This window comes from Pseudomonas sp. 14P_5.3_Bac1 (assembly GCF_025466135.1).
In the GTDB taxonomy this organism is placed as follows: domain Bacteria; phylum Pseudomonadota; class Gammaproteobacteria; order Pseudomonadales; family Pseudomonadaceae; genus Aquipseudomonas.
In genome coordinates, this window is sequence record NZ_JANLOF010000078.1 from 209,955 (window position 1) to 233,094 (window position 23,140).

At 60.8% G+C, this 23,140-nt stretch carries 29 protein-coding genes, 1 tRNA gene and 1 pseudogene; 21 read left to right on the plus strand and 10 right to left on the minus strand.

Annotation, left to right across the window (positions count from 1 at the left end; translation table 11 throughout):
- Positions 1-6 precede the first annotated feature (6 nt).
- From modA to NTD89_RS21855, 6 genes are all read left to right on the plus strand, one after another.
- Positions 7-780, plus strand: a complete 774-nt coding sequence (gene modA, locus NTD89_RS21830) for a molybdate ABC transporter substrate-binding protein (RefSeq protein ID WP_262209668.1) — start codon at positions 7-9, stop codon at positions 778-780.
- A complete protein-coding gene (modB, locus tag NTD89_RS21835; protein WP_145160901.1) occupies positions 781-1,461 on the plus strand; it encodes a molybdate ABC transporter permease subunit in 681 nt (226 codons plus the stop codon). It begins immediately after the preceding gene.
- Positions 1,462-1,466: 5 nt separating this feature from the next.
- Positions 1,467-2,546, plus strand: a complete 1,080-nt coding sequence (modC, locus tag NTD89_RS21840) for a molybdenum ABC transporter ATP-binding protein (protein ID WP_262209670.1) — start codon at positions 1,467-1,469, stop codon at positions 2,544-2,546.
- 73 nt (positions 2,547-2,619) lie between these two features.
- Positions 2,620-3,669, plus strand: a complete 1,050-nt coding sequence (locus tag NTD89_RS21845; protein ID WP_145160905.1) for a DNA topoisomerase IB — start codon at positions 2,620-2,622, stop codon at positions 3,667-3,669.
- A 124-nt stretch (positions 3,670-3,793) separates the two neighbouring features.
- The gene (locus NTD89_RS21850) at positions 3,794-5,428 is read left to right on the plus strand and encodes an ABC-F family ATP-binding cassette domain-containing protein (protein WP_262209672.1); all 1,635 of its coding nucleotides are present in this window, start codon (positions 3,794-3,796) and stop codon (positions 5,426-5,428) included.
- A gap of 69 nt (positions 5,429-5,497) precedes the next feature.
- The gene (locus NTD89_RS21855; RefSeq protein ID WP_145160908.1) at positions 5,498-6,202 is read left to right on the plus strand and encodes a YoaK family protein; all 705 of its coding nucleotides are present in this window, start codon (positions 5,498-5,500) and stop codon (positions 6,200-6,202) included.
- Positions 6,203-6,344: 142 nt separating this feature from the next.
- Here NTD89_RS21855 and NTD89_RS21860 read toward each other — a convergent pair whose 3' ends face one another.
- A complete protein-coding gene (locus tag NTD89_RS21860) occupies positions 6,345-6,698 on the minus strand; it encodes a lipoprotein (protein WP_145160910.1) in 354 nt (117 codons plus the stop codon).
- A 110-nt stretch (positions 6,699-6,808) separates the two neighbouring features.
- On the opposite strand from NTD89_RS21860, the gene NTD89_RS21865 reads away from it, so the two are divergent.
- Entirely contained in the window at positions 6,809-7,066 is a 258-nt protein-coding gene (locus tag NTD89_RS21865; protein WP_145160912.1) for a hypothetical protein, read from the plus strand.
- A 140-nt stretch (positions 7,067-7,206) separates the two neighbouring features.
- On the opposite strand, the gene NTD89_RS21870 is transcribed toward NTD89_RS21865, so the two are convergent.
- The 3 genes from NTD89_RS21870 to NTD89_RS21880 all read right to left on the minus strand — a co-directional run bounded on the left by NTD89_RS21870 (position 7,207) and on the right by NTD89_RS21880 (position 8,497).
- Entirely contained in the window at positions 7,207-7,518 is a 312-nt protein-coding gene (locus NTD89_RS21870) for an AzlD domain-containing protein (protein WP_145160914.1), read from the minus strand.
- Complete coding sequence (locus NTD89_RS21875; RefSeq protein ID WP_262209677.1) at positions 7,515-8,210, minus strand: AzlC family ABC transporter permease; 696 nt, start codon at positions 8,208-8,210, stop codon at positions 7,515-7,517. The genes NTD89_RS21870 and NTD89_RS21875 overlap by 4 nt, the downstream gene beginning before the upstream one ends.
- A 71-nt stretch (positions 8,211-8,281) precedes the next feature.
- The gene (locus tag NTD89_RS21880; RefSeq protein WP_043205333.1) at positions 8,282-8,497 is read right to left on the minus strand and encodes a hypothetical protein; all 216 of its coding nucleotides are present in this window, start codon (positions 8,495-8,497) and stop codon (positions 8,282-8,284) included.
- Positions 8,498-8,675: 178 nt separating this feature from the next.
- Between NTD89_RS21880 and NTD89_RS21885 the strand changes: the two genes are divergently transcribed.
- From NTD89_RS21885 to NTD89_RS21920, 8 genes are all read left to right on the plus strand, one after another.
- Entirely contained in the window at positions 8,676-9,032 is a 357-nt protein-coding gene (locus NTD89_RS21885) for a metalloregulator ArsR/SmtB family transcription factor (RefSeq protein WP_262209678.1), read from the plus strand.
- Between the two features lie 19 nt (positions 9,033-9,051).
- Entirely contained in the window at positions 9,052-10,335 is a 1,284-nt protein-coding gene (locus NTD89_RS21890; RefSeq protein ID WP_145160920.1) for an arsenic transporter, read from the plus strand.
- A 388-nt stretch (positions 10,336-10,723) separates the two neighbouring features.
- Positions 10,724-11,515, plus strand: coding sequence for a helix-turn-helix transcriptional regulator (locus tag NTD89_RS21895; RefSeq protein ID WP_262209680.1), 792 nt, complete (start codon positions 10,724-10,726; stop codon positions 11,513-11,515).
- A gap of 71 nt (positions 11,516-11,586) precedes the next feature.
- Positions 11,587-12,198 (plus strand): LysE family translocator, encoded by a 612-nt coding sequence (locus NTD89_RS21900; RefSeq protein ID WP_262209682.1) that lies wholly within the window; start codon positions 11,587-11,589, stop codon positions 12,196-12,198.
- A gap of 317 nt (positions 12,199-12,515) precedes the next feature.
- Positions 12,516-12,824, plus strand: a complete 309-nt coding sequence (locus tag NTD89_RS21905; RefSeq protein WP_262209683.1) for a hypothetical protein — start codon at positions 12,516-12,518, stop codon at positions 12,822-12,824.
- 235 nt (positions 12,825-13,059) lie between these two features.
- Positions 13,060-15,774 (plus strand): magnesium-translocating P-type ATPase, encoded by a 2,715-nt coding sequence (gene mgtA / locus NTD89_RS21910; RefSeq protein WP_262209685.1) that lies wholly within the window; start codon positions 13,060-13,062, stop codon positions 15,772-15,774.
- A gap of 63 nt (positions 15,775-15,837) precedes the next feature.
- Positions 15,838-16,185: a DUF2493 domain-containing protein gene (locus NTD89_RS21915; protein WP_106579131.1), complete on the plus strand. Its 348-nt coding sequence runs from the start codon at positions 15,838-15,840 to the stop codon at positions 16,183-16,185.
- A gap of 18 nt (positions 16,186-16,203) precedes the next feature.
- Entirely contained in the window at positions 16,204-17,025 is an 822-nt protein-coding gene (locus NTD89_RS21920) for a hypothetical protein (RefSeq protein WP_262209687.1), read from the plus strand.
- Here NTD89_RS21920 and NTD89_RS21925 read toward each other — a convergent pair.
- A complete protein-coding gene (locus NTD89_RS21925; RefSeq protein WP_262209688.1) occupies positions 17,022-17,711 on the minus strand; it encodes a tellurite resistance TerB family protein in 690 nt (229 codons plus the stop codon). The genes NTD89_RS21920 and NTD89_RS21925 overlap by 4 nt on opposite strands.
- Before the next feature lie 125 nt (positions 17,712-17,836).
- Here NTD89_RS21925 and NTD89_RS21930 point away from each other — a divergent pair, with 125 nt between their 5' ends.
- Entirely contained in the window at positions 17,837-18,364 is a 528-nt protein-coding gene (locus tag NTD89_RS21930) for a DinB family protein (RefSeq protein WP_262209690.1), read from the plus strand.
- Between the two features lie 2 nt (positions 18,365-18,366).
- Here the strand turns inward: NTD89_RS21930 and NTD89_RS21935 are convergent, their stop codons facing one another.
- Complete coding sequence (locus tag NTD89_RS21935) at positions 18,367-18,825, minus strand: GFA family protein (RefSeq protein ID WP_262209691.1); 459 nt, start codon at positions 18,823-18,825, stop codon at positions 18,367-18,369.
- 182 nt (positions 18,826-19,007) lie between these two features.
- On the opposite strand from NTD89_RS21935, the gene NTD89_RS21940 reads away from it, so the two are divergent.
- A complete protein-coding gene (locus NTD89_RS21940) occupies positions 19,008-19,289 on the plus strand; it encodes a hypothetical protein (protein ID WP_145160938.1) in 282 nt (93 codons plus the stop codon).
- Here NTD89_RS21940 and NTD89_RS21945 read toward each other — a convergent pair.
- Entirely contained in the window at positions 19,267-19,656 is a 390-nt protein-coding gene (locus tag NTD89_RS21945; RefSeq protein ID WP_262209692.1) for a VOC family protein, read from the minus strand. The genes NTD89_RS21940 and NTD89_RS21945 overlap by 23 nt on opposite strands.
- Before the next feature lie 230 nt (positions 19,657-19,886).
- On the opposite strand from NTD89_RS21945, the gene NTD89_RS21950 reads away from it, so the two are divergent.
- The 4 genes from NTD89_RS21950 to NTD89_RS21965 all read left to right on the plus strand — a co-directional run bounded on the left by NTD89_RS21950 (position 19,887) and on the right by NTD89_RS21965 (position 21,750).
- Positions 19,887-19,973: transfer RNA gene (locus tag NTD89_RS21950), tRNA-Leu, on the plus strand.
- Positions 19,974-20,141: 168 nt separating this feature from the next.
- Positions 20,142-20,351 (plus strand): hypothetical protein, encoded by a 210-nt coding sequence (locus tag NTD89_RS21955; RefSeq protein WP_262209694.1) that lies wholly within the window; start codon positions 20,142-20,144, stop codon positions 20,349-20,351.
- A 79-nt stretch (positions 20,352-20,430) separates the two neighbouring features.
- Positions 20,431-20,787 (plus strand): hypothetical protein, encoded by a 357-nt coding sequence (locus NTD89_RS21960; protein ID WP_262209695.1) that lies wholly within the window; start codon positions 20,431-20,433, stop codon positions 20,785-20,787.
- A 282-nt stretch (positions 20,788-21,069) separates the two neighbouring features.
- Positions 21,070-21,750, plus strand: a complete 681-nt coding sequence (locus tag NTD89_RS21965) for an SOS response-associated peptidase (protein ID WP_262209696.1) — start codon at positions 21,070-21,072, stop codon at positions 21,748-21,750.
- A 153-nt stretch (positions 21,751-21,903) separates the two neighbouring features.
- Here the strand turns inward: NTD89_RS21965 and NTD89_RS21970 are convergent, their stop codons facing one another.
- The 3 genes and pseudogenes from NTD89_RS21970 to NTD89_RS21980 form a co-directional block, all read right to left on the minus strand.
- Positions 21,904-22,422, minus strand: coding sequence for a lysis protein (locus NTD89_RS21970; protein ID WP_262209697.1), 519 nt, complete (start codon positions 22,420-22,422; stop codon positions 21,904-21,906).
- A complete protein-coding gene (locus NTD89_RS21975) occupies positions 22,419-22,844 on the minus strand; it encodes a structural protein (RefSeq protein ID WP_262209700.1) in 426 nt (141 codons plus the stop codon). The genes NTD89_RS21970 and NTD89_RS21975 overlap by 4 nt, the downstream gene beginning before the upstream one ends.
- Positions 22,845-22,912: 68 nt before the next feature.
- Positions 22,913-23,140: pseudogene (locus NTD89_RS21980) on the minus strand (tail fiber domain-containing protein); the annotation flags it as partial.

The following is a 23,140-nucleotide window of genomic DNA, read 5'->3' on the forward strand; positions in this document are numbered from 1 at the left end:
TGCTTCATGATGATCCGCGCCTCACGCCTGGCCCCCACAGCCCTCGCCACCCTGATCGCCGCCTTTGCCCTGGGCTCGGCGCAGGCCGACGAAGTGCAGGTGGCCGTGGCCGCCAACTTCACCGCGCCGATCCAGGCAATCGCCGCCGACTTCGAGAAAGACACCGGCCACAAACTCGTTGCGGCCTATGGCGCCACCGGCCAGTTCTATACGCAGATCAAGAACGGCGCGCCGTTCGAAGTGTTCCTCAGCGCAGACGACACCACCCCCAAAAAGCTCGATGACGAAGGCGCGACCGTCAAAGGCTCGCGCTTTACCTACGCGGTCGGCACCCTGGCGCTGTGGTCGGCCAAGCCAGGCTACGTCGATGCCAAAGGCGAGGTGCTGAAGAAAAACCAGTACCAGCACTTGTCCATCGCCGACCCCAAAACTGCACCTTACGGCCTCGCCGCCACCCAAGTGCTGGCCAGGGAAGGTCTGAGCGAGCAGGTCGCAGACAAGCTGGTCACCGGGCAGAACATCACCCAAGCCTTCCAGTTCGTCTCTACCGGCAATGCTGAACTGGGCTTCGTCGCCCTGTCGCAGATCTACAAGGACGGCAAAGTCACCCGCGGTTCGGCGTGGATTGTGCCGGCCTCGCTGCACGATCCAATCAAGCAAGACGCGGTGATCCTCACCAAAGGCAAGGACAGTGCCGCAGCCAAAGCCCTGGTCGACTACCTCAAAGGCCCGAAAGCCGCTGCGGTGATCAAGTCCTACGGTTACGAGCTGGGCCAGTAAATGCCGCTGTCGAGTGCCGATTTTTCCGCGATCTGGTTGACCCTCAAACTGGCGTCACTGACCACTGTGATCCTGCTGGTCATCGGCACTCCGATTGCGCTGTGGCTGTCGCGCACCCGTTCCTGGTGGCGCGGCCCCATCGGCGCAATCGTTGCCCTGCCGTTGGTATTGCCGCCGACGGTCATCGGGTTTTACCTGCTGTTGACCATGGGGCCCAATGGCTATTTCGGCCAATTCACCCAATGGCTGGGCCTGGGCACCCTGACCTTCAGCTTCACCGGGCTGGTACTGGGTTCGGTGATCTACTCCATGCCGTTTGTGGTGCAGCCGTTGCAAAACGCCTTCGGCGCCATCGGTACACGCCCCCTGGAAGTGGCCGCAACCTTGCGCGCCAACCCGTGGGACACCTTTTTCACGGTGATCCTGCCCCTGGCCCGCCCGGGGTTTATCACCGCGTCGATTCTCGGCTTTGCGCACACCGTCGGTGAGTTCGGCGTGGTGCTGATGATCGGCGGCAATATCCCCAACAAAACACGCGTGGTCTCGGTGCAGATCTACGACCACGTCGAAGCCATGGAATACGCCCAGGCGCACTGGCTGGCCGGCTCCATGGTGGTGTTCGCCTTCCTCGTATTGCTGGCGCTTTACTCCAGCCGTAAAACCAAGATGGGCTGGAGCTGATCGCGATGATTGAGGTACGCCTGCAACTGAATTACCCAGGCTTTGCGCTGAAGGTGGACTTGAAATTGCCCGGCCGTGGCGTCACCGCTTTGTACGGGCATTCCGGCTCGGGCAAGACCACCTGCCTGCGCTGTATCGCCGGGCTGGAGCGTGCCGAAGACGGCTTAGTGCAGATCAACGATCAAGTCTGGCAAGACAGCCGCAACGGGCTGTTTGTGCCGCCGCACAAACGCGCATTGGGCTATGTGTTTCAGGAGGCGAGCCTGTTTCCCCACCTGTCGGTGCGGGCCAACCTGGAATTCGGCTTCAAGCGTATTGCTCGTCAGCAGCGGCGCGTGGACATGGCTCACGCCACCGAACTGCTGGGCATTGCCCATTTGCTCGACCGCCACCCGCAGCATTTATCCGGGGGTGAACGCCAACGCATCGGCATCGCCCGCGCGCTGCTCACCAGTCCCCAATTGCTGTTGATGGATGAACCCTTGGCGGCGCTGGACAGCAAACGCAAAAGTGAAATTTTGCCGTACCTCGAACGCCTGCACGACGAGCTCGATATCCCCGTGCTGTACGTCAGCCATGCCCAGGACGAAGTGGCGCGGCTGGCCGATCACATCGTGTTACTCAGTGACGGCCAGGCGCTGGCCAGCGGCCCCATCGGTGAAACCCTGGCGCGGCTCGATTTGCCCATGGCCCTGGGTGACGATGCCGGGGTAGTGATCAATGGCAGCGTCAGTGCCTACGACGCGCACTATCACCTGCTGACGCTGCAATTGCCCGACAGTGCGTTATCGATGCGCGTTGCCCATGCGCCGTTGGCGCTGGGCAAACAGCTGCGCATCAAAGTGCAGGCACGCGATGTCAGCCTCAGCCTGCAGGCGCAGGAACCCAGCAGTATCCTCAATCGCTTGCCGGTGACGGTGACCGGGGAGATCTGTGCCGACAACAACGCCCATGTGCTGGTGCGCCTCGACGCCGGCGGCACGCCGTTGCTGGCGCGCATCACACGGTTTTCACGCGACCAGTTGCAGCTGCATCCCGGCCAGGCGCTGTGGGCGCAAATCAAGGCGGTAGCGGTGCTGGCTTAAGAATTTGGCACGAGCGCAAAACCCTGCGGTCAATCAGACATACCGGCCTGATTACTGCCAAGGAATTTGCACCATGCCCGACTCCGCGTTGCTTGCCGACCTGCCCCGCGACCTGCATTACGTTGACGACACCCAACCGGGTATCCGCCGCAAGAAGCTGCGCGGCAAGTTTCAGTATTTCGACGTCAACGGTGAGCGCATCACCGATGCCGACGAAATCAAACGCCTGAACTCATTGGCTGTGCCACCCGCCTACACCGACGTGTGGATCTGCGCCGACCCGCGCGGCCATTTGCAAGCCACCGGCCGAGATGCCCGTGGCCGCAAGCAATACCGCTACCACCCGCGTTGGCGTGAGGTGCGCGACACCGACAAATATTCGCGCCTGCAACAGTTCGGCAATGCCCTGCCGAAACTGCGCGCGCAACTGGAAGCACAAATCGCCGCGCCCGGTTTCACCCGCGAAAAAGTCCTGGCCACCGTGGTGATGCTGCTCGATGCCACGCTGATTCGAGTGGGCAACACCCAGTACGCGCGGGACAACAAATCCTACGGCCTGACCACGCTGCGCACCCGCCATGTCGACATCAAGGGCAGCGAGATACTGTTCCAGTTTCGCGGCAAGAGTGGCGTCGAGCACCAGGTCAGCGTCAAGGACCGGCGCCTGGCCACGGTGGTCAAGCGTTGCCTGGAATTGCCAGGGCAAAATCTGTTTCAGTACCTGGATGAGGACGGTGAACGGCATACCGTCAGCTCCCATGACGTCAACGCCTACCTGCACAGCCTCACCGGCGCCGACTTCACTGCCAAGGACTACCGCACCTGGGCCGGCACCGCCCTGGCCTTGGCCGTATTGCGCGAACTGGAGTGGCAACCGGAATCGGACGCCAAGCGGCATGTGGTCGCCATGGTCAAGGACGTTGCCAAGCAACTGGGCAATACCCCGGCGGTGTGCCGCAAGTGCTATATCCACCCCGCCGTGCTGGAGCATTTCAGCCTGGGCGAATTGTCCAAGCTGCCCAAGCCCCGAGTGCGCAAGGGCCTGAAAGCCGAAGAAGTTGCGCTGGCAATGTTCCTTGAGCAATTGGCCGCGGACTTGCCGAAAAACGCCAAGGTGGGTTAGCCTTTGCGCCTCTTCTGACTCACGGGATGCACGCCGACGTGAACAACTAAGCCTTCCAAAATGTACCTGCAACGAGCCGCTTGGCGCGCTTGTTGGCCTGTCCGACATTTTTTTGGAGGTGCTGATGACTGACGTCAAACGGCCGCCCGTACTCGTTTCATTGCAACACCTGTCCTTGCAGTTCGCCGATGGCGAAACCCTGCTGAACAACCTCAACCTGTCGATTGATCACGCGCCCACCGGGATTGTCGGGCGTAATGGCCGGGGCAAAAGCCTGCTCGCCAAGCTGCTTGCCGGGCTGCTGGCGCCCACTGGCGGCACGTTGAAAAGCTCGGCCAGCGTGGCATATGTGCCGCAGGCGCTGGCCGTCCAACCGGGCGAAACCGTCGCCGACATCACCGGCACCGCCCAGGTGTTGGCCGCCCTTGAGCGGCTGGCCCGCGGTGAGGCGCGCGCGGATGATCTCGCGCTGATCGATGATCGTTGGGACCTTGCCGAACGCCTGCGCACCGCGCTGGGTGCAGCCGGGTTGCAGCAACTCGACGCTGCCACGCCAGCCGATCAACTCAGTGGCGGCCAGCTGGCCAGGGTTGCAGTGATCGGCGCGCTTTTGGCCACGCCGCAGTTGCTGATTCTCGATGAGCCAACCAACCACCTCGACAGCGCCGGCCGTGACTGGCTGCTGCGCACGCTGGCAGCCTGGTCCGGCGGCCTGGTAGTGGTCAGCCATGACCGACAACTGCTCAATGCGATGGCGCGCATCATCGAGCTGTCGCCGCTTGGCGCGCAGGTGTATGGCGGCAACTACGATGCCTATCGCTTGCAACGCGACAGCGAACAGCACGCGGCCATGGCCGCCCTGGAACACGCCCGCCTGGCGCGCAGCCGCGAACGCAAACGTCTGCAGAAGGATCATGACAACCTGCAGCGCAACGCCGCCCGCGCACGTAAACACGCAGAAACCGCCAACGTCACCGGGTTTACCAAAGCCCGCTGGAAAGGCGCCGCCAAGGAAATCGTCAGCAGCGTGCGCAGCGCGCATCACGCGTACAAACACGAGCTCGATGCGCAGGTACGCCAAGCCCATGAGCGTGTGGAGGATCACTCGCCCACGCTGCTGGCCCTGCCCGGTTCAGCAGTGCCCAATGGCCGACAGGTTCTGAGCGTGGAAAACGCTCAACTGCCCTGGCTTGATCCGCAGCAAGCCTGCAGCTTCGTCACGCTCAACCTGGCGGGCCCGGTGCGCATGGCCGTGCGCGGGCCGAACGGTTGCGGCAAATCCACGTTGCTCAAGGTGCTTGCGGGCCAATGGCCGGTGGTCAGTGGCGAATGCGCCGTGCATGTGGCCAGTGCCTATCTCGACCAGCACCTGACGCTGCTGGATGGCAACCGTAGCATTGTCGAACAGCTCAACCTGCTCGACACCCCGCTGGCCGAAGCCGAGTTGCGCACGCGTTTGGCGTTGCTGCAACTGGATGCCCTGCGGGTGACTCAACCCACCCGCCAGTTGAGCGGCGGCGAACGCCTGAAGGCCGCGATGGCGATTGCCTTGTGGCGCGAGGTACCGGCGCAACTGCTGTTGCTGGACGAGCCGACTAACCACCTGGACCTTGAATCCGTGCTGGCCTTTGAACAGGCGTTGCAGGGTTTTACCGGGGCGATGGTGGTGGTCTCCCATGACGAGACGTTTGTGCAGGCCGTCAGGCCGACGCATTTTTTGACCTGGCAGCGTCAGGGCTGGCGGCTGGAGTGTGTCTGAGGTCATTGCGCGCGCAACCAAAGCGTCCTACGGTAGTGGCCGAATAATCTCACCGAGGAACCTGGGGCCATGCTGCCTTCATCGCGCAAACCCTACGCCAACGCCGCACTCGCCCACCGTCAACGTTGGCGCGGGCGGGTTGGCTTGATGCTGGTGGCCAGCCTTTCCGTGCTGGCCGGCATGACCGATGCGATAGGCTTTATGGCCAGCGGCGATTTTGTTTCGTTCATGAGCGGTAACACCACTCGCCTGGCCGTGGCGATCAGCGCGGGCGACTTGGGTCTTACCGGGCGCTTGTTGTTGCTGGTCGCAACCTTTGTCGTCGGCAACGCCCTGGGCGTGGTGATCAGCCGCCTCAGCCGCCGGCACGCGCTGCCCTTGCTGCTGTGCATTGCGGCCTTGCTGTGCGGCGCCGCCGTGTGGCCCTTCGACGACACCTTGCCCGCGCTGCTGGCAGCGATTGTGGCGATGGGTATGCTCAACGCCGCAGTGGAAGAGGTAAACGGTTTGCCGGTGGGCCTGACTTATGTGACAGGCGCCCTCTCGCGCTTCGGGCGCGGGCTGGGCCGCTGGGTGCTGGGAGAACGGCGCAATGGCTGGAGGGTGCAACTGATTCCGTGGGGCGGCATGTTTGTGGGCGCGGTGATCGGCGCGGTGCTGGAGCACCAGCTCGGCCTGAAGGCGCTGCTGGTCAGTGGCGCGTTCGCCGCGTTGCTGGGCGTAGTGTCGCTGAAGATTCCGCGGCGCTGGCACTTGGGTTACATGCCACGCTAAGAGAAAAGAGGCCCGCTCGACGTTGCGGCCTCGACGTCCGTGTACTGGTAAAGAGCCATCACGTCGAGCGAGCGGGGGAATGATAAGCCAATGTCCGTCGGCTGTCCCGCCGGGCTTTTCCGAATATCACTTAGGCAAAGGATTACAGGCAGGTCGCGAGCGCGGCCAGTCGGCGCTTGGCGGGCATCGTGTCGGCGACGGCAAAGTAATTGACGGTAGAGCCGGCGCCGGCGCTGCGCACGTCGACAAAATAATCGCCGCCGGTGGTGTAGACGGTAAAACCGCCTGCTTCGATCGGCTCCTTGAAGCCTCCGGCGTCAACGCCAAATACCGCCTCGTCCTGCCAGCCGAACTGAATGCATTGGGCAACCACCAACGGCGTCTTGTCCGAAGCCAGCGTTTTGTACGGCACGCCGGTGCGCGCATTGTTCATTTTCGAGCCCGCGCAACCGGACAGTACTGCCAGTGCCAATGCGCCAATTACCAGCTTTCGCATGCCATCGCCTCCTTGGAAAAAAACGCGACTCTACCATTAGCAGGCGACACTCAAGGATTATTACGTCACGCTGTCGCCTACTTATGCCCCCGCTTGCCCCTGGAAACCCGATGACGCCCAACGCCGAACGCTATAACCCTTCCACCGACTACGCCGACAAGCTGATCAGCCGCATCGGCCAGACGCCGACGTGGATCGCCAAGCGCATCGGCGTCACCGACAAGCGCATCCGCTACATCCTCGATGGCGAACGCACGGTAAAGGGTGAAAGCACGCCGATCCAGATGACCTACACCGAGCAGTTCGCCCTGGAATGCCTGGCGGCGGAGGCCAAAGCCAAGAAGCCGCCTAAACCTGCGGCCGGATGAATTTAGTTTCACTGTGAAGGGTGCTCGCGCTGCCTATAGTTGGCAGGCTCATTTTTAAGAAGTCTCACTTCTGCCCGCCCTCCCGCGGGCTTTTTTTTGCCTGGGTGTTGGTGGATGACCTCCAGCTACTTACCCGCGCATCAAAACCACCAACGAAACAAATAAAACAGCCCCATGCTCAACAGCACCGTGATCAACACGCTGCGCGTCCAGAACATCAACGCCACCGCGCAGATCCCCGCCAGCAGGTAAGGATTGGCCGGACTCACGTTGAGCTTATGCTCAGCGAGAAAAATGATCGGCCCGCAAATCGCCGTCAGCATTCCCGGCACGGCAAACCCGAGAAACTCGCGCGCGCCGCGATTGAGGCGCACCGGCAGACGCGGCTCGATGAACAAGTAGCGGTTGAGAAACACCACCAAACCCATGGCCACAATCATGATGTAGATCATCGCTGCCCTACTCCCAGCCGCTTGCAGGCAAACCCTGCGCCCATCCCCAGCACGCCCGAGACCACCACCGCCGACTCCCAGTGCAAGTAACTCAGCCATACCGAACACAACAGCGAGACCGCCACGCAGACCACCGTGGGTACGTCGCGCACCACCGGCGTGATCAAGGCGATAAAGGTTGCGGCAATGGAAAACTCCAGTCCCAGTTGATCAAGCCCCGGAATGCTTTTGCCGAGCACGATGCCCGCCAGGGTGAAGAGGTTCCAGATGATGTAGAACGTCAGGCCGACGCCCAGCGCATACCAGCGATTGAAGGTTTGACGGTCATAGTGGTTGACCAGCGCGAAAAATTCGTCCGTCAGCAAAAAGCCCAGGCTCATGCGCCAGCGCACATTGAGCGACGAGAGCGTCGGGCGCATGTGCATGCCGTAAAGCAGATGCTGGGATGTGAGCAGCAAGGTGGTCAGCACAATCGAGATCAGGCTGGCACCGCTCTTGACCATGCCGATCGCCACCAGCTGCGCGGCACCGGCGAACACAATGGCGGACAAACCCTGAGCTTGCAGCGGAGTAAATTGCGCATCAATCGCCATCGAGCCGGCCAACAAACCCCAGGGCGCACAGGCCAGAGACAGTGGAATAACGGCAAGGGCGCCGCGACCGAAGGCGAAATGAGGTAAGGCTGTAGGCATGGAGACGGCTCATCGACAGACAGTCGACAAGCATGCCAGCGTGATACGGGGCGTGTCTTGAACGATCGTGCTCAGGCGAGCCTGACCGAGACCTGCTCCACCGAGTCACGCGCTTCACGCAACTCATGGGCATCCTGGTTGAGCCGGTGAATGGTATTGAGCAGGCGTTGGCGCAGCACTTCATCGCCGAGTTTTTCGACGGCGCGCATCAGGTCAAACGCCGCGGTTTCGTTATTGTCCGCGACAGAATCGAGGGTTTTGCGCAGGTTGCGAGTGGCACGGGTCACGCGAGTTCTTCCTTCATCAGCAATGGGCAGGCACTTTAGGACATTCGTGTTTCATTTTAATTTCAGACACTTGTGGCTGATTGTCGGGCATTTGATCCACGTCAACGGAATTCAGGATTTGACCTACATATATGGCAAACCATATATTTGCAACGCTATCCATACCAAGACCTTGATCATGTCCGCCCCCCTCTCTCCGCCCGAGCTGTTCAAATGCCTGGCCGATGCCACGCGCGTACGGTTGATGTTATTGATCCTGCGCGAGGGCGAACTTTGCGTGTGCGAACTGATCCATGCTCTGTGCGACAGTCAACCCAAGATCTCCCGCCACCTGGCGCAACTGCGCAGTGGTGGGCTTTTGCTGGATCGTCGCCAGGGTCAATGGATCTACTACCGCATCAATCCGGCACTGCCCGACTGGGTCACCCAAGTGCTGGACACCACCTTGCAAGCTAACCAGCCATGGTTGCAAAACGACGCGCAGCGTCTTGATGCAATGGGCAACAGACCACAACGGGCCGGCACCTGCTGCTGAGCCATCGGAGCGTTTATTCATGCTTGTCGCAATTGCGATTTTTATCTTCACCATCGTTCTGGTCATCTGGCAGCCCAAAGGCCTTGGGGTCGGCTGGAGCGCAACCATGGGCGCGATTCTGGCCCTGGCGTGCGGGGTCATCAGCCTGTCTGACATCCCGGTGGTGTGGCACATCATCTGGAACGCCACCGGCACCTTTGTCGCGCTGATTATCATCAGCCTGTTGCTTGATGAAGCCGGGTTCTTTGCCTGGACCGCGTTGCATGTAGCACGCTGGGGCCGTGGGCGTGGCCGGCGCCTGTTTGCCTATATGGTGCTGCTCGGCGCCTTGGTGTCGGCATTGTTTGCCAACGACGGCGCAGCGTTGATCCTCACACCGATTGTGATGTCGATGCTGCTGGCGTTGCGCTTTTCCCCGGCGGCCACCCTGGCCTTCGTGATGGGCGCCGGGTTTATCGCCGACACGGCGAGCTTGCCGTTGGTGGTGTCGAACCTAGTGAACATCGTCTCGGCCGATTATTTCAAGATCGGCTTCAACGAATACGCAGCGGTCATGGTGCCGGTCAACTTCGTCAGCGTTGCTGCGACGCTGGCGGTGCTGCTGTGGTTTTTCCGCCGCGATATTCCGCAGGCCTACGACCCCGCCGACCTTGATGACCCGGCCAGCGCCGTCCACGACCGTGCGACCTTTCGTGCCGGGTGGTGGGTACTCGGGATTTTGTTGGTCGGCTGTTTCGCCCTGGAGCCGCTGGGCATTCCGATCAGTGCGATCTCCGCCGTGTGCGCCGTTTTGCTGCTGGTGATCGCCGCCAAAGGCCACAAGATTTCCACGCGCAAAGTGCTGAAGGACGCCCCGTGGCAGATCGTGGTGTTTTCCCTGGGCATGTACCTGGTGGTCTACGGCTTGCGTAACGCGGGTTTGACCACCTACCTGGCAACCTGGCTCGACACCTTCGCCACCTACGGCGTGTGGGGCGCGGCGATGGGCACCGGGGTGCTGACGGCGCTCTTGTCGTCGGCCATGAACAACCTGCCGACGGTGTTGATCGGCGCGCTGTCCATCGAATCCAGCCATGCCGTGGGCGTGGTCAAGGACGCGATGATTTACGCCAACGTGATCGGCAGCGACCTGGGCCCGAAAATCACTCCCATCGGCAGCCTGGCCACGCTGCTGTGGCTGCATATTCTTGCGCGCAAAGGCATCAGCATCACGTGGGGCTACTACTTCAAGGTCGGAATTGTGCTGACGTTGCCGGTGCTGTTGATCACCCTGGCGGCGCTCGCCTTGCGCCTGAGTCTGTGAAGACGTGTGCGGTGAACCGACTCTGGATGAGCTGGGCTACCGATGTCAGCATCCTGCATTACAAAAAAGGTAATCGCGACCTTGATAGTCCCGGCGTCATTGTCGTCGCCAGCAACCCTGACTACCTGGGCAGTTACCGATATCGATAGTGATGACGAGCGCATTTATAAAAAACACGCGTCCTCGTTTGCATCAATGAAATATTTAAAACCCTGAACCTCTTTTTGGAAGGTGCAGAGCTTACTGAACAGTCATCCTGCCCAGTAAGCTCGCCCCCAAATAGCGACCGGCTCACAGTGCGTATCCTTAAGCGCACGTTGCAGCCAGTGGTCGATCTGAACACCCTCGTCAGCGTATGCTCACGGCTGATTTTCTATCGAGCGGACCTATGAGCGCCATGCAACACGCCTGGCTGGGCAACTACGAAGTCACCCATACACGCTGCACGGGCCTGACCTTTGCCCGCCATAGCCATGATGAATGCGTGATCGGCGTAAACCTGGTCGGCGAGGAAAGCGTTTGGCTCGACCGCCGCGAGTTCCAGGCCGGGCCCGGCAGCATCACGCTGTACAACCCCGGGCAGATTCAAGGCGGCGGCGCGGCCGATGGCGCACCCTGGCATTTTTTCAGCCTGTACGTCGCGGCCGACGCGTTGGCGGCTGACCTGGGGCTGGCCCAGGTGGAATTTGATCGCTCGCTCTGCTTCCAGCCCGACCTGGCACAGCGCCTGGCTGCGGCGGTCAAAGGTGCCTTGAACAACGACCCATTGCTCCGCGAGATTAACGAAGACGCCTTGGTTTTGCTGCTGGGTGAAGTGGTGGGTGCCAGCGGCGTGCGCCTGCCCGGCGCTGCCACGGGCGGCAAAGGCATGATCCGCCGCGCCCAGGAGCTGCTCGCCGAGCAACTGAGCCAAGCGCTGCCGCTGGACCAGTTGGGCGATGAGCTGGGCTTGTCCAAATTCCATCTGTTGCGCACCTTCCAGAAAGAAACCGGGCTGAGCCCCAGGCAGTGGGCGATGCAATTGCGTACGTGTCGTGCCAAGGGACTCTTGCGCCGCGGCGCCTCGGCCAGCGACGTCGCGCATGAGCTGGGGTTTGCTGACCAAAGCCATCTCAACCGGCACTTTCGCGCCGCCTATGGCATTACCCCAGGCCGCTATCAAAGCCTGTTGAAACGCTGAAAGCGCAATCTGGTTCAAGACACCTGCGCCACACAGCCGCACACTGCGCGCCTCTGTTGAAGGAAAGCGGCATGGTCACGATCTTTTTTTACGCGCTGGTATTCGGTTTTGTGTTTTGCCTCTCACCCGGCGCGGTGCTGGCAGAAACCTTGCGCCGTGGCTTGCTCCATGGGTTCACCTCTGCCTTGCTGGTACAGATCGGTTCGCTGGTGGGCGACGCCGCCTGGGCGGTGATCGGCCTCACCGGCATCGCCCTGCTGATTGAGCATGAAGCCGTGCGCGTTCCGCTGACGATTGTGTGCGCGGTGTACCTGGCCTGGCTCGGTGTGCGCAGTCTGATCGACGCCTGGCACCTGCCCGCGGCAAACAGCGGGCCGGTCCGCTCCGGACAGAATGCGCTGGCGGTGGGCGCGGCCATTTCCCTGGCTAACCCGAAGAACATTGTGTACTGGGGCGCATTGGGCAGCGCCTTGTCCGGGATCGTCGGCGCCACGCCCAGCCCTGGGCAAACCCTGATGTTTTTTGCAGGTTTCATGCTGGCGTCGGTGCTGTCGTGTTTTCTGATTGCGGCGCTGGTCAATCTGTTACGCAAAAACGCCTCGCCGCTGTGGCAGCGCGTCAGTTACGGCGCGTGTGGTTTAGTGTTGATCTATCTGGCAGTTCTGGCTGCACAGGGCGTATGAAGTTATATATCCCATAACTAACCGTGCCCCTTGTCTGAATAAACTCTGAACGCGGACTGATTTAATTAATCATGCGTTGACATTTTGTAACCGCCTGAGTAGATTGCCCGTGCCCGCAACTGGGGCCTTTTTTAAACCTCACAAAAGAAGCCAATGGACACAGTATCTAGTCGCTGTCCGAGCACCGCTTTAGCGGGCATCGGGCGCCAAACCCAGAATATGACAGGACTCGCCTTCCAGGTCCGGTAAGCTGCGCTAGAGCTTGATGCTCCACCGTAACTGCCTCACCGGTCGCCCGTCCGGTCCCGAGGTGTGTTATGACCTTCCAACTCATTGCTTTGCCCGATGTACGTACGCTAGCCGCCGCCCTGCGCGCTAATCTGTGCCGCGAGCCCGCAGGCTTTTCGCCTACCCGGGCCACGTTTGCTGCACCCTCCCCTCAAGCCAGTAAAGACCAAGCGCGTCCGGCCCCGGTGTTGGCGCACTGGCACCTGTGCCCTGCCAGCGGCCAACTGCTGCAGCACTGGGACCATGCCGACCCTCAAGACCCGCAGAGACCTCAGGTTTCCATGCTGGCTCAAGCGCGCCTGATGTTCGGACTTTACCTGAGCACTCGCAGCGCTTAACCCGGCTGGAAACAGCAACTTTCTAATTGATGTTCTGGAGTTCTTTATGAACACGTCCAGTAGTAGCCCGCTGCGCGTTAGTTAACTAACGCGCGTGTGGCGGGCGCTGTAGAAGTTATGTGAACACCTTATTTAAACCGATCGCGAAGTTTGCGGCTCGGCATGCTTTCGCTCGCCTGTCTTCAGGTAAGTACCGGGTATGTTTTGTCGAGAATTGGCGACAGGAGTACAGACAATGAGCGCCGTAAAAAACACGCCTCTGCACAAGAAAAATGGCACCGACACCGACACCAAACTGTCGATGCGCGCCGCCCGCGAAGCCCAGAACGGCCTGCAGGCCACCCTCGCCAACGTGCGAGCCACCCAGGATGGCTTGACCGAACTGGACGCCTCGGCGCGTCTGCAACGCGAAGGCTTTAACGAAGTGGCCCACGACAAGCCGCCTCACGCCCTCGTCCAGTTCCTGCAGGCGCTGAACAATCCCTTCATCTACGTGTTGCTGACCCTGGCGGGCATCAGCTTTGTCACCGACTATTGGCTGCCGTTGCAGGCCGGTGAAGAAGTCGACCTGACCAAAGTCATCATCATCATGACCATGGTGCTGCTCAGCAGCCTGCTGCGCTTCTGGCAGGAACACCGCTCGGCCAAATCCGCCGAAGCACTCAAAGCCATGGTGCGCACCACCGCCACTGTGCTGCGGCGTGAGCAAGTCGGCGCCCAGCCGACCCTGCGCGAAGTGCCGATGCGCGACCTGGTCGCCGGCGATATCGTGCAACTGTCGGCCGGCGACATGATCCCTGCCGATGTGCGGCTGATCGAATCCCGCGACCTGTTTATCAGCCAGGCCGTGCTGACCGGCGAAGCCTTGCCGGTCGAAAAATACGACACGCTCGGCGATGTCACGCAAAAATCCGCCTCTTCGCTGGCGGCCGACCAGGGCAACCTGCTCGACCTGCCCAACATCTGCTTCATGGGCACCAACGTGGTCAGTGGCCGCGCCAAGGCCGTGGTGGTTGCCACCGGGCCGCGCACTTACTTTGGCTCGCTGGCCAAGGCGATTGTCGGCTCGCGGGTGCAGACCGCGTTCGACCGTGGGGTCAACAGCGTCAGCTGGCTGTTGATTCGCTTCATGCTGGTGATGGTGCCGATCGTGTTCCTGCTCAATGGCTTCTCCAAAGGCGACTGGGGCGATGCATTCCTGTTCGCTCTGGCGGTGGCGGTGGGCCTGACCCCGGAAATGCTGCCGATGATCGTCAGCGCCAACCTGGCCAAGGGCGCTACCGCCATGGCCAAGCGCAAAGTGGTGGTCAAGCGCCTGAATGCGATCCAGAACTTCGGCTCGATGGACGTGCTGTGCACTGACAAGACCGGCACCCTGACCCAGGACAAGATCATCCTCGAACACCACGTCAACGCCTTTGGCCAACGTGATGATGCGGTGCTGTCCCTGGCCTGGCTGAACAGCTACCACCAAAGCGGCATGAAAAACCTGATGGACCAGGCCGTGGTGCAGTTCTCGGAACACAACCCCAAGTTCCAGCGGCCATTTGCCTACAGCAAGGTCGATGAATTGCCGTTCGACTTCGTGCGCCGTCGCCTGTCGATCGTGGTCAAGGACGCCGCCGGCGACCAGATGCTGGTGTGCAAAGGCGCGGTGGAAGAGATGCTGAGCATTTCCACCCACGTCATGGAAGATGGCGCTGCAGTGCCGCTGGATGATCGTCGCCGTGACGAGCTGCTGGCACTGGCCAATGACTACAACGAGGATGGCTTTCGTGTACTGGTGGTCGCCACCCGCAACATCCCCAAATCCCTGGCTCGCCAGCAGTACACCACCGCCGATGAGCGCAACCTGATCATCCAGGGCTTCCTGACCTTCCTGGATCCACCGAAGGAAACCGCAGGCCCGGCGATTGCGGCGCTGCAACAAATTGGCGTGGCAGTAAAGGTACTGACCGGCGACAACGCGGTGGTCACCAGCAAAATCTGCCGCCAGGTCGGCCTGGAGCCTGGTCAACCACTGCTGGGCGTAGAAATCGAAGCGATGGACGACGCGACGCTGCTGCGCCGCGTGGAAGAACGCACCGTGTTTGCCAAGCTGACGCCGCTGCAGAAATCCCGGGTGCTCAAAGCGCTGCAAGCCAACGGCCACACTGTGGGTTTCCTCGGCGACGGCATCAACGATGCGCCGGCGCTGCGCGATGCTGACGTGGGCATCTCGGTGGACAGCGGCACCGACATCGCCAAGGAATCGGCCGACATCATCCTGTTGGAAAAGAGCCTGATGGTGCTGGAAGAAGGCGTGCTCAAGGGCCGCGAAACTTTCGGCAACATCATGAAGTACCTGAACATGACCGCCAGTTCCAACTTCGGCAACGTGTTCTCGGTGCTGGTGGCCAGTGCGTTCATCCCGTTCATGCCGATGCTGGCGATCCACCTGCTGCTGCAAAACCTGATGTACGACATCTCCCAGCTGGCCCTGCCGTGGGACAAGATGGACAAGGAATACCTGGCCAAACCGCGCAAGTGGGATGCGAAAAACATCGGCCGCTTCATGATCTGGATCGGGCCGACCTCGTCGATCTTCGACATCACCACCTTTGCGCTGATGTGGTACGTGTTCAGCGCCAACAGTGTGGAAATGCAGACCCTGTTCCAGTCCGGCTGGTTTATCGAGGGGCTGCTCTCGCAAACCCTGGTGGTGCACATGTTGCGGACCCGCAAGATCCCGTTCTTCCAGAGCACGGCCGCCTGGCCGGTGTTGATGATGACCGCCCTCGTCATCGGCCTGGGGATCTACGTGCCGTTCTCGCCGCTGGGCACCCTGGTCGGCCTGCAGCCGCTGCCGCTGGCGTACTTCCCATGGCTGGTCGGCACGCTGTTCGCCTACTGCTGCGTGGCCCAACTGATGAAAACGATCTACATCCGCCGCTTCAAGCAGTGGTACTGATCACCCGCCTCTGAAACGGTGGCCGTCGCCCGGCGGCCACCGTGCAACACAAGGATTCTGACTATGCGCGTGTTGATCTGTGCAGGTCGTCATTACGCCGACACCAAAAAGTCCCGCCAAGTGCTGGACGCTTACCACCGCCTGCGCCCGGTGCAGGTATTGATTCACGGCGGCAACCAATTTCTGGGCAGTGACGTTGAGGAATGGGCGCGGGAAATCGGCATCGACGTGGTGCGTTACCCGCCCAATTGGCAACGCCATGGCAAGCAGGCGGAACGCCAGCGCAACCATTTCATGCTGACCGACAGCCGCCCCGACGTGGTCATCGCCCTGCCGGGTGGTGACGACACCTCGGAGTTGGTCTGCCAGGCCAAAGCCAGCGGCATTTCGGTGCTGACCGTAGAAAGCTGAATTCAAGCGAGGTGCATCATGCACAAAAAACACACCCCTCATCGCCAAGACGGGTTTGCCAAATATCGCGCACGTCACTATCGCGGCGCTCGCCATACCCTGTTGCTGCTGCCGCCGGCCAAGCGGCGTGCACTGCAACGCAACCTTACGTTTATTGGCGTGACCCTGGGCCTTGTCCTGCTCATCGCGCTGCTTTCCAAAGCTCACGCAGCCGGTGGCGCCTATGTGGTTGATGACGGCGCGGTCAACGCCCCAGGCGAATGCAATGTGGACGCCTGGTACACCGCCAATCGGCACGAAGGCAACAGCCACAGTGAAACCTTGAACCCGGCCTGTACCTTCAACGCACTGCCCTCGGTGCAATGGAGCGCCGCATTGTCGCGCGCCAGCCAGGCCGGCGATGCCCAAACGCAGGTCAGCCCGCAAGTGAAGGCCCAGGTGTGGTCACGCGAGGACCTGGGGCTACAGCTGGCAGTTTCGGCAACGTCGCATGTTGCCTTGGATCGCCAACACGCGTTCGACGGCGCGGACCTGAATGTGCCATTGACCTGGCAACCTGTCCAAGCGCTGCGCCTGAACCTGAATGGCGGCTGGACACATGCCTACAACGGCGGCGAGCAAAACCATCGCCTGACCTGGGGCACGGGGTTCGAATATCAGCTTGCGCATGCTTTGACGCTGATCGGTGAGCGCTACGGCCAGGAAGGCGGCGACCAGGCGTGGCAGGCCGGGCCCCGCTTCCATCTGGGCGCGTTGGTGGACGTGGATGTCGTCGTCGGGCAGAGCCTGAGCGGCGAGCGCGACCAGTGGTTGACGACCGGCGCCACCCTACGTTTCTAAGCTTTGGCTTGCTGTTCCAGGTGCAGTTGCAGATCAGGATCGAGCTGCAACTGCCCTGCCAGTTCATCCAGATAGCTACGCTCGCCTTCCTGTTGATCATTGACCAGCATCACGCTGGCCAGGTAGATCTCCGACGCCACCGCCGGGTCACGCGCATACTCGGCAAAATCGGCAGCATTGAGCGGCTTGGCCACTTCGGCGTCGAGCCATTGCTGCAATTGTGGGTCATCGGTGTGGCGGCCGATTTCGGCGCTAATCATCTGCTGCTCCTGCGCGTCGATCTTGCCATCCGCCTTGGCGGCCGCAATCAATGCACGCAACAGCGCATGGCTATGGGCCTCGGCCTCAGGGCCGTCGAGCTGATCAACCGTCTGAATGGCTTGCTGGGGTGCAGACGTCTGCTGTCGTTGCCAGGCCTGATACGCCTGAAACGCGGCCATCCCGAGGGACGCCAGTGCCGCGTAATTCATCCCGCCGGAACGCGCCTGCGTCGTACCGCCGGCGGGCGCGCCGCGCAGCAGCCCACCGAGACCACCCAACAAACCACCCAGCCCACCGCCGGCCGAGGCAGTGCCGGTGCTGGTGCCTTTGAGCAAACCGCCCAACAGGCCGCCCAGGCCACCGCCCGAGGTGGCGCTGCCTGACTGCCCGCGCAGCAATTGTTCCAATAGATCGCTGGTATTCATGGTCTTGCCCTCCCAGGGCGCAGTGTTGGCGTTCAACAACCATAGCCCGCCGCAGCTGGAACACCATGACCGCCGGGCAGGCACGCTCTATGATGACGCCATTGCGCCGTTGAGAGAGAACACCCGTGAACCGTATCGAGCACATCGCATTGATGGCCCACTACAACCAGTGGATGAACCGCAAACTCTACGACGCCGCCGGCACGCTGACGGACGCGGAGCTGGCGGCGGATCGACAGGCGTTTTTTGGCTCAATCCTCGGCACGCTGAATCACCTGGCGCTGGGGGATACCGTCTGGCTCAAACGCTTTGCCCAGCATCCAGCGGGCTTTTCGGCGCTGGCCCCCTTGAGTGCGATTGCCACACCCACCGACCTCAAGCAGCTGGCCTTTGCCGATATCCGCGCGCTGTCAGCCCATCGCGCGTGGCTGGATCAGCTCATCATCGAGTGGGCGCATAGCCTGCGCGAGTCCGATCTGGACCAGCACCTGAGTTATCACAACATGCGCGGCGCAGCGAACCGCAAGCCGTTCTTTGGCTTGCTGGTGCATTTTTTCAATCACCAGACCCACCACCGAGGCCAGGCAACCACGCTGCTGACCCAGGCGGGCGTGGATGTAGGCGACACCGACCTGCTGGCACTGATTGACTGAGCTCAGCGTGCGCTGAACGCGGTGTAGGCCTGCATCAAGCGCGCAAAGTCCTGCGGCTCAGGCAATTGCGCAAAGCTTTCGACGGCAGGCGTGGAAACCCAGGGCAGCTTTTCGCTGGTCCAGGTTTCCATGAACGGCACGTAATCGTGGGCGTCATCCAACAACGTCGCGCGCACATTGACGAATTCGTCGATGCCATGGGGTCGGGTAAACAGCCAGCTCATGCAATGCGGGCAGCAATAGTGACGGTCCACACCGTGCAAGCCGCCGATGACCGGGCAACCCTGGGTCACGGTAAAGCCACTGGCGGGGATCAAGGCGCTGAGGGAGAAAGCGCTTGAGGTCATTTTCCGGCAGCCGCTGCAATGGCAGGCCATGGTAATCACCGGCGGCAGGCTCACGCTGAAACGCACCCGGTTACAACGGCAACTGCCTTCCAGGGGCAACACGTCGACAGTCATCATTCATTCCTTTTTATGATTTTTGGCCCCGCAGGGTAACGTGAAGCCGTCGCGAAACAAAACCGAACGCCACGCCGCGCCCGGGGTCCAAACCCTGAGGCAGCGGGGTTAATTGCCCCGCCCTGCTCACGTGCACCTGCTGGTCTGGGATGCGCGTACCCCCATAAGAAGGAGACGCTTACATGGTCACTCACTTCAAGGTCGCCGGGCATCTAGCCTGCGGCCACCACGGCAGCAACCTCACGTCCAGCACCGAGCTGAACCGAGTCAAATGCCGCACCTGCCGCAATACCGAAGCCTACAAAGAAGCGCGCCGCACACAACGCAATGCCGCTCGCCGCTCCGCGCGCAAAACCCAGACCCACACTGCCAGCGACTGGCGCAGTGCGTGGACACAACGCCTGACCGACCTGCCCGGGTTGCAGCGCTTGCCACGCGGGTTCAGTGGGCAGCGCTTTGTCTGATCTGTTCGGGTATTGAGAAAATATTCACCAGGTTCCCATCGGGGTCCTGCAGCAGTGCGCAAGTATTGCCCCATGGCATGATCGTCACAGGCATTACCACTTGCGTGCTGCTCACCCGCAGCAGGATAGCCTCGACCTCCTCCACCTGAAACTCCAGGATCGCCGAGCGGTTACTCGCAGCGACGGCCAACCCGTTGTTATGCAAGCGGATCAAACGCTCGTCGCTTATCGCCAGAACCACACCCTCGAAATGAATCTCGGCAAAACCATCAGCCCGACGCCGCGGCTCGATAGTCGACAGGTTTTGATAGAACCGTATGAGTTGCTCAAATTGTTGAGTCACGATGCGAACAGATGCAAATTTCATGAGCTGACCTGACTGGAATACGCAGGCGCACTCTAATTCAGGGCTGTGTCAGATAGTGGCAGGAGCATGTCGTGGCGTGTCAAAACCCTCGCCTCGACGCCAGATTCCTCGTGTAGATCACTGATCTGACAAGCTTTTTCAACTTTGCGCGAATGCAACAAACACAACCTTCGACCTTGCATCCCAGCGCCTGGGTCTATATATTCCCAACCCTGCTGCACCGCGCTACCGCCCGAATGGCGAAACTGGTAGACGCATGGGACTTAAAATCCCCCGCTCGTAAGGGCGTCCCGGTTCGATTCCGGGTTCGGGCACCATAGATATCAAGGGCTTGCATGGGGAATTTCATGCAGGCCCTTATCATTTATGCTCCGCAATTTGATACATTGCACCGCAATACAATTCCACCGGCGTCCTGCCGACAGAACAAAACTACCCAAAAGACACGCCCACTACTACGCTGTGCCCTCCTTGGAGGAACACCGATGCCCAACTCAGACCTGATACCGCCCCTTCTCTCGAAGCTCTACGAAAACCAGCTGGCCCTTGAGGCTTCCATCATGGAGATATCGAAATGGGTGGAGCAGCGCGGCTCCGCCGAAGTGGCTGAAAACGTACGCGGCGCCTTATACACCCTCGATCACAACCAAGACTTTATAAAGATGACCTTGGCAGTCCTCCTGGCTCCGGACTGAACGCCTCTCGTCGCCTGAAATCGCGTCGTGCTTAGATCTCCATTACTGTATGAACATACAGCTATCGGATTGATTCACCATGCACTCTATTGACGAAGACACCTCAGCGTGGCTTGGCTGCCCTACGCCTCTGGAAATGTACAAGCACCAGTGCGCCCTGCTCGAGGACGAGATCACACAGACTCAGGCCCTCCTGCGCAAAGCACGGTGGAACATTGCTGGCCTGGTGCAGATGAACGATGTGCTGGCTACACGTTTAGCCGAAGTAAAGGAAGTCCTAAAAATGGCTCAGGTGGAAGTCGCGCTGCTCAAGGAAAAATGCTCAGAGCCTGCCATCCTCAGCATGAAACTGGTTACGGAGCAGCGCGACTATCTTCTCAGGGAGAATCAGCGGCTAATGTCGGAGCTCAAGCGCGCCGAGGCTCCCTCAACCTAAGTCGTCGGCATATGCCGTCAGGGCATCATTTACCAACTTACCCCACTGCGCGCTGTCAATAAGTCCGTGATCCTTGAAGATATTCGCAGCATGTTCACTGGCTTGATATCGCTCTCGCGAAGATTGGAATCTACGCGCTGTGTCAGGACTCGGCGTGACTGATAGCTCTAACGCTTCAAGCTCAATTTTGATCGCCATGACGAATGCTCTGGATAAGTGCCTGCAGTGTAGAGGCCACCTGCTGATCAGACGTTCCATCAAGCCGGACGAGCGGAGAAGATTATGTGCGGAAGACTTACCCAGTACCGGGGGATTCACGACTTCGTGGCAGCGTTGAACATGCCTAATGCCCTGGCGAACTCCGTCGGCGAATTGCCGCTCGAACGCTACAACGTCGCCCCGACAACCCAAGTCGCCCTGCTCCACCTGCAGGGTGACCTGCTGCACGCCGACCTGGTGCGCTGGGGATGGCGGCCGCACTGGGCCAAGGACCGCGCCGCGCCGATCAATGCCCGTGTTGAGAAGGTGGCCCACGGCCCGTTCTTCCGGGCGATCTGGCCGCACCGCGCCATCACGCCGGTCGACAACTGGTTTGAGTGGGTGGACGAAGGCGGACCGAAGAAGCAGCCCTACCTGATCCGCCGGCGGGACGGTGCACCCGTGCTGTGCGCCGCCATTGGCCAACTGCCCGACACCGATGAGGGCCCGGGCGAGCATGACGGATTCGTGATCATCACCGCCGACAGCGCAGGCGGCATGGTGGACATCCACGACCGGCGGCCGGTGGTGCTGACGCCCGACCTGGCTCGTGAATGGCTTGACCCGGCCACGCCCAAGGAGCGCGCCGAGCAGATGGTGCTGCATCAGGGAGAGCCGTCGGAGGTCTTCGAGTGGTTCAAAGTCGATACGGCCGTGGGGAACGTGAGGAATAAGGGGCCAGAATTGATTCGGCCTTTAGATTAATTGGGGTAGAAGTACCAAATGACAGTCGCCACTGTGATGACCCAGCCGAGGTCAGCAGTATTGACAGACCCGCAAGCCGCTTGTCCATGGTGCCCTTTCAGTTCTCTAAATGATCGAAGTCAGAGCGCACCCGAAAAGAGTAGTTCAGTGTACTCATCGCGCAATGGCGCGAACATACGCCTGGCACGCGCGCAGCGCTATCAATCCGTTATCCCCATCGTCGGTGATGGCGATAATTCGTTGCGCATGCGCTGGGTCAAGTTTGGCTCGACGGGCTGCATGAACCACGCTGACGGCGCCGGCGGCGGCAGGCACGTTGCAGCCACTGGCTGAATCCGTGGCGTCGAGAAGGACTGACAGCCGCACATCAGCAGTAGCGAGGCGGTCACGCAGCAGAGCCTGGTTGCGCTGGACATCTGATAATTCCTTGGAGTGTTGTTGGTCTGCGGCGGTTGCTCTCTGCTCGGCAGCCAGGCGCTTGTCCTGCTCGGCGCGGGCCTGGGTGGTAGCGGCGTTGCCGATCGTGTCGAGGTCCGTCTGAAATTGCGCCGCCTGCTTTGCAAGCTTCCCGTCATACCGCCAGTCCTGCACCTGCCAGGTCACGCACGCGGCGACGGCCATCAGCACCAGGATCAGCAGCACCAGACTCGCCAGTTTCTGCACCGGCGTCATGCCAGCGCCCGCCGCACGCCTTCCGCCAGCACAGCATCGGGATATGCATACCCGGCGTTTTCATGGTGGATAATCGCCTTGACGAATCCGGACATCACCGACGGCTGCGAAAGGTCCACCTCGGCGCCAGAGCGGGTGCCGGTGTTCGCCTCGACGGCACGCACGTAGGCTGCGGTGTCGTTCTCCACGGCCGGCGCCCAGCGACTGATGATCGCCTTTACCGTCTTCAAGCCATGCTTTCGCTGGTAGGTCAACAGCACCTTGCCCAGGGCGCGGATGCCGTTCTCGGGCGTATCGAACCGGGCGAACCGTTTCTCGATCTGCGGAGCGGGCTTGAGCTGGCCTTGCCACTGGTTGGCTGGGTTGTAGTCGATGTTGCCGGGGTTGCGGTTGCGAACACCGCGGGTTTCAGTGATGGGCATAGCTTTTCTCCAAGCGAAAAAAAACCGCTCAAGGCGGCATCGGTGTGCTTCTTTGTGGCGGGCTCTGCTTAAACCTGTGCAGCCTTCAACGCAGCGAGCTCTGCGCGCAATTCTTTGACAGCTCCCATCAAGTCAGTGATCAGCGCCATCGGTTCGAGCTGCTGAACGCGGGGCTTTCCATCCTCGCCAAGCCCATCTTTTTCGCCGGTAACGGCAAGCGGATTAACCGCCTGCGCTTCGTGTGCGATCAGCCCTTGGTAAACGACGTCATCCCCTTTGAAGACATCACCAAACGC

What these genes read in the sequence shown, in the direction of transcription:
- modA (WP_262209668.1), top strand. Translation starts at nt 7, where the DNA reads ATGATGATCCGCGCCTCACGCCTGGCCCCCACAGCCCTCGCCACCCTG.
- modB (WP_145160901.1), top strand. Translation starts at nt 781, where the DNA reads ATGCCGCTGTCGAGTGCCGATTTTTCCGCGATCTGGTTGACCCTCAAA.
- modC (WP_262209670.1), top strand. Translation starts at nt 1,467, where the DNA reads ATGATTGAGGTACGCCTGCAACTGAATTACCCAGGCTTTGCGCTGAAG.
- NTD89_RS21845 (WP_145160905.1), top strand. Translation starts at nt 2,620, where the DNA reads ATGCCCGACTCCGCGTTGCTTGCCGACCTGCCCCGCGACCTGCATTAC.
- NTD89_RS21850 (WP_262209672.1), top strand. Translation starts at nt 3,794, where the DNA reads ATGACTGACGTCAAACGGCCGCCCGTACTCGTTTCATTGCAACACCTG.
- NTD89_RS21855 (WP_145160908.1), top strand. Translation starts at nt 5,498, where the DNA reads ATGCTGCCTTCATCGCGCAAACCCTACGCCAACGCCGCACTCGCCCAC.
- NTD89_RS21860 (WP_145160910.1), bottom strand. Translation starts at nt 6,698, where the DNA reads ATGCGAAAGCTGGTAATTGGCGCATTGGCACTGGCAGTACTGTCCGGT.
- NTD89_RS21865 (WP_145160912.1), top strand. Translation starts at nt 6,809, where the DNA reads ATGACGCCCAACGCCGAACGCTATAACCCTTCCACCGACTACGCCGAC.
- NTD89_RS21870 (WP_145160914.1), bottom strand. Translation starts at nt 7,518, where the DNA reads ATGATCTACATCATGATTGTGGCCATGGGTTTGGTGGTGTTTCTCAAC.
- NTD89_RS21875 (WP_262209677.1), bottom strand. Translation starts at nt 8,210, where the DNA reads ATGCCTACAGCCTTACCTCATTTCGCCTTCGGTCGCGGCGCCCTTGCC.
- NTD89_RS21885 (WP_262209678.1), top strand. Translation starts at nt 8,676, where the DNA reads ATGTCCGCCCCCCTCTCTCCGCCCGAGCTGTTCAAATGCCTGGCCGAT.
- NTD89_RS21890 (WP_145160920.1), top strand. Translation starts at nt 9,052, where the DNA reads ATGCTTGTCGCAATTGCGATTTTTATCTTCACCATCGTTCTGGTCATC.
- NTD89_RS21895 (WP_262209680.1), top strand. Translation starts at nt 10,724, where the DNA reads ATGAGCGCCATGCAACACGCCTGGCTGGGCAACTACGAAGTCACCCAT.
- NTD89_RS21900 (WP_262209682.1), top strand. Translation starts at nt 11,587, where the DNA reads ATGGTCACGATCTTTTTTTACGCGCTGGTATTCGGTTTTGTGTTTTGC.
- NTD89_RS21905 (WP_262209683.1), top strand. Translation starts at nt 12,516, where the DNA reads ATGACCTTCCAACTCATTGCTTTGCCCGATGTACGTACGCTAGCCGCC.
- mgtA (WP_262209685.1), top strand. Translation starts at nt 13,060, where the DNA reads ATGAGCGCCGTAAAAAACACGCCTCTGCACAAGAAAAATGGCACCGAC.
- NTD89_RS21915 (WP_106579131.1), top strand. Translation starts at nt 15,838, where the DNA reads ATGCGCGTGTTGATCTGTGCAGGTCGTCATTACGCCGACACCAAAAAG.
- NTD89_RS21920 (WP_262209687.1), top strand. Translation starts at nt 16,204, where the DNA reads ATGCACAAAAAACACACCCCTCATCGCCAAGACGGGTTTGCCAAATAT.
- NTD89_RS21925 (WP_262209688.1), bottom strand. Translation starts at nt 17,711, where the DNA reads ATGAATACCAGCGATCTATTGGAACAATTGCTGCGCGGGCAGTCAGGC.
- NTD89_RS21935 (WP_262209691.1), bottom strand. Translation starts at nt 18,825, where the DNA reads ATGACTGTCGACGTGTTGCCCCTGGAAGGCAGTTGCCGTTGTAACCGG.
- NTD89_RS21940 (WP_145160938.1), top strand. Translation starts at nt 19,008, where the DNA reads ATGGTCACTCACTTCAAGGTCGCCGGGCATCTAGCCTGCGGCCACCAC.
- NTD89_RS21945 (WP_262209692.1), bottom strand. Translation starts at nt 19,656, where the DNA reads ATGAAATTTGCATCTGTTCGCATCGTGACTCAACAATTTGAGCAACTC.
- NTD89_RS21955 (WP_262209694.1), top strand. Translation starts at nt 20,142, where the DNA reads ATGCCCAACTCAGACCTGATACCGCCCCTTCTCTCGAAGCTCTACGAA.
- NTD89_RS21960 (WP_262209695.1), top strand. Translation starts at nt 20,431, where the DNA reads ATGCACTCTATTGACGAAGACACCTCAGCGTGGCTTGGCTGCCCTACG.
- NTD89_RS21965 (WP_262209696.1), top strand. Translation starts at nt 21,070, where the DNA reads ATGTGCGGAAGACTTACCCAGTACCGGGGGATTCACGACTTCGTGGCA.
- NTD89_RS21970 (WP_262209697.1), bottom strand. Translation starts at nt 22,422, where the DNA reads ATGACGCCGGTGCAGAAACTGGCGAGTCTGGTGCTGCTGATCCTGGTG.
- NTD89_RS21975 (WP_262209700.1), bottom strand. Translation starts at nt 22,844, where the DNA reads ATGCCCATCACTGAAACCCGCGGTGTTCGCAACCGCAACCCCGGCAAC.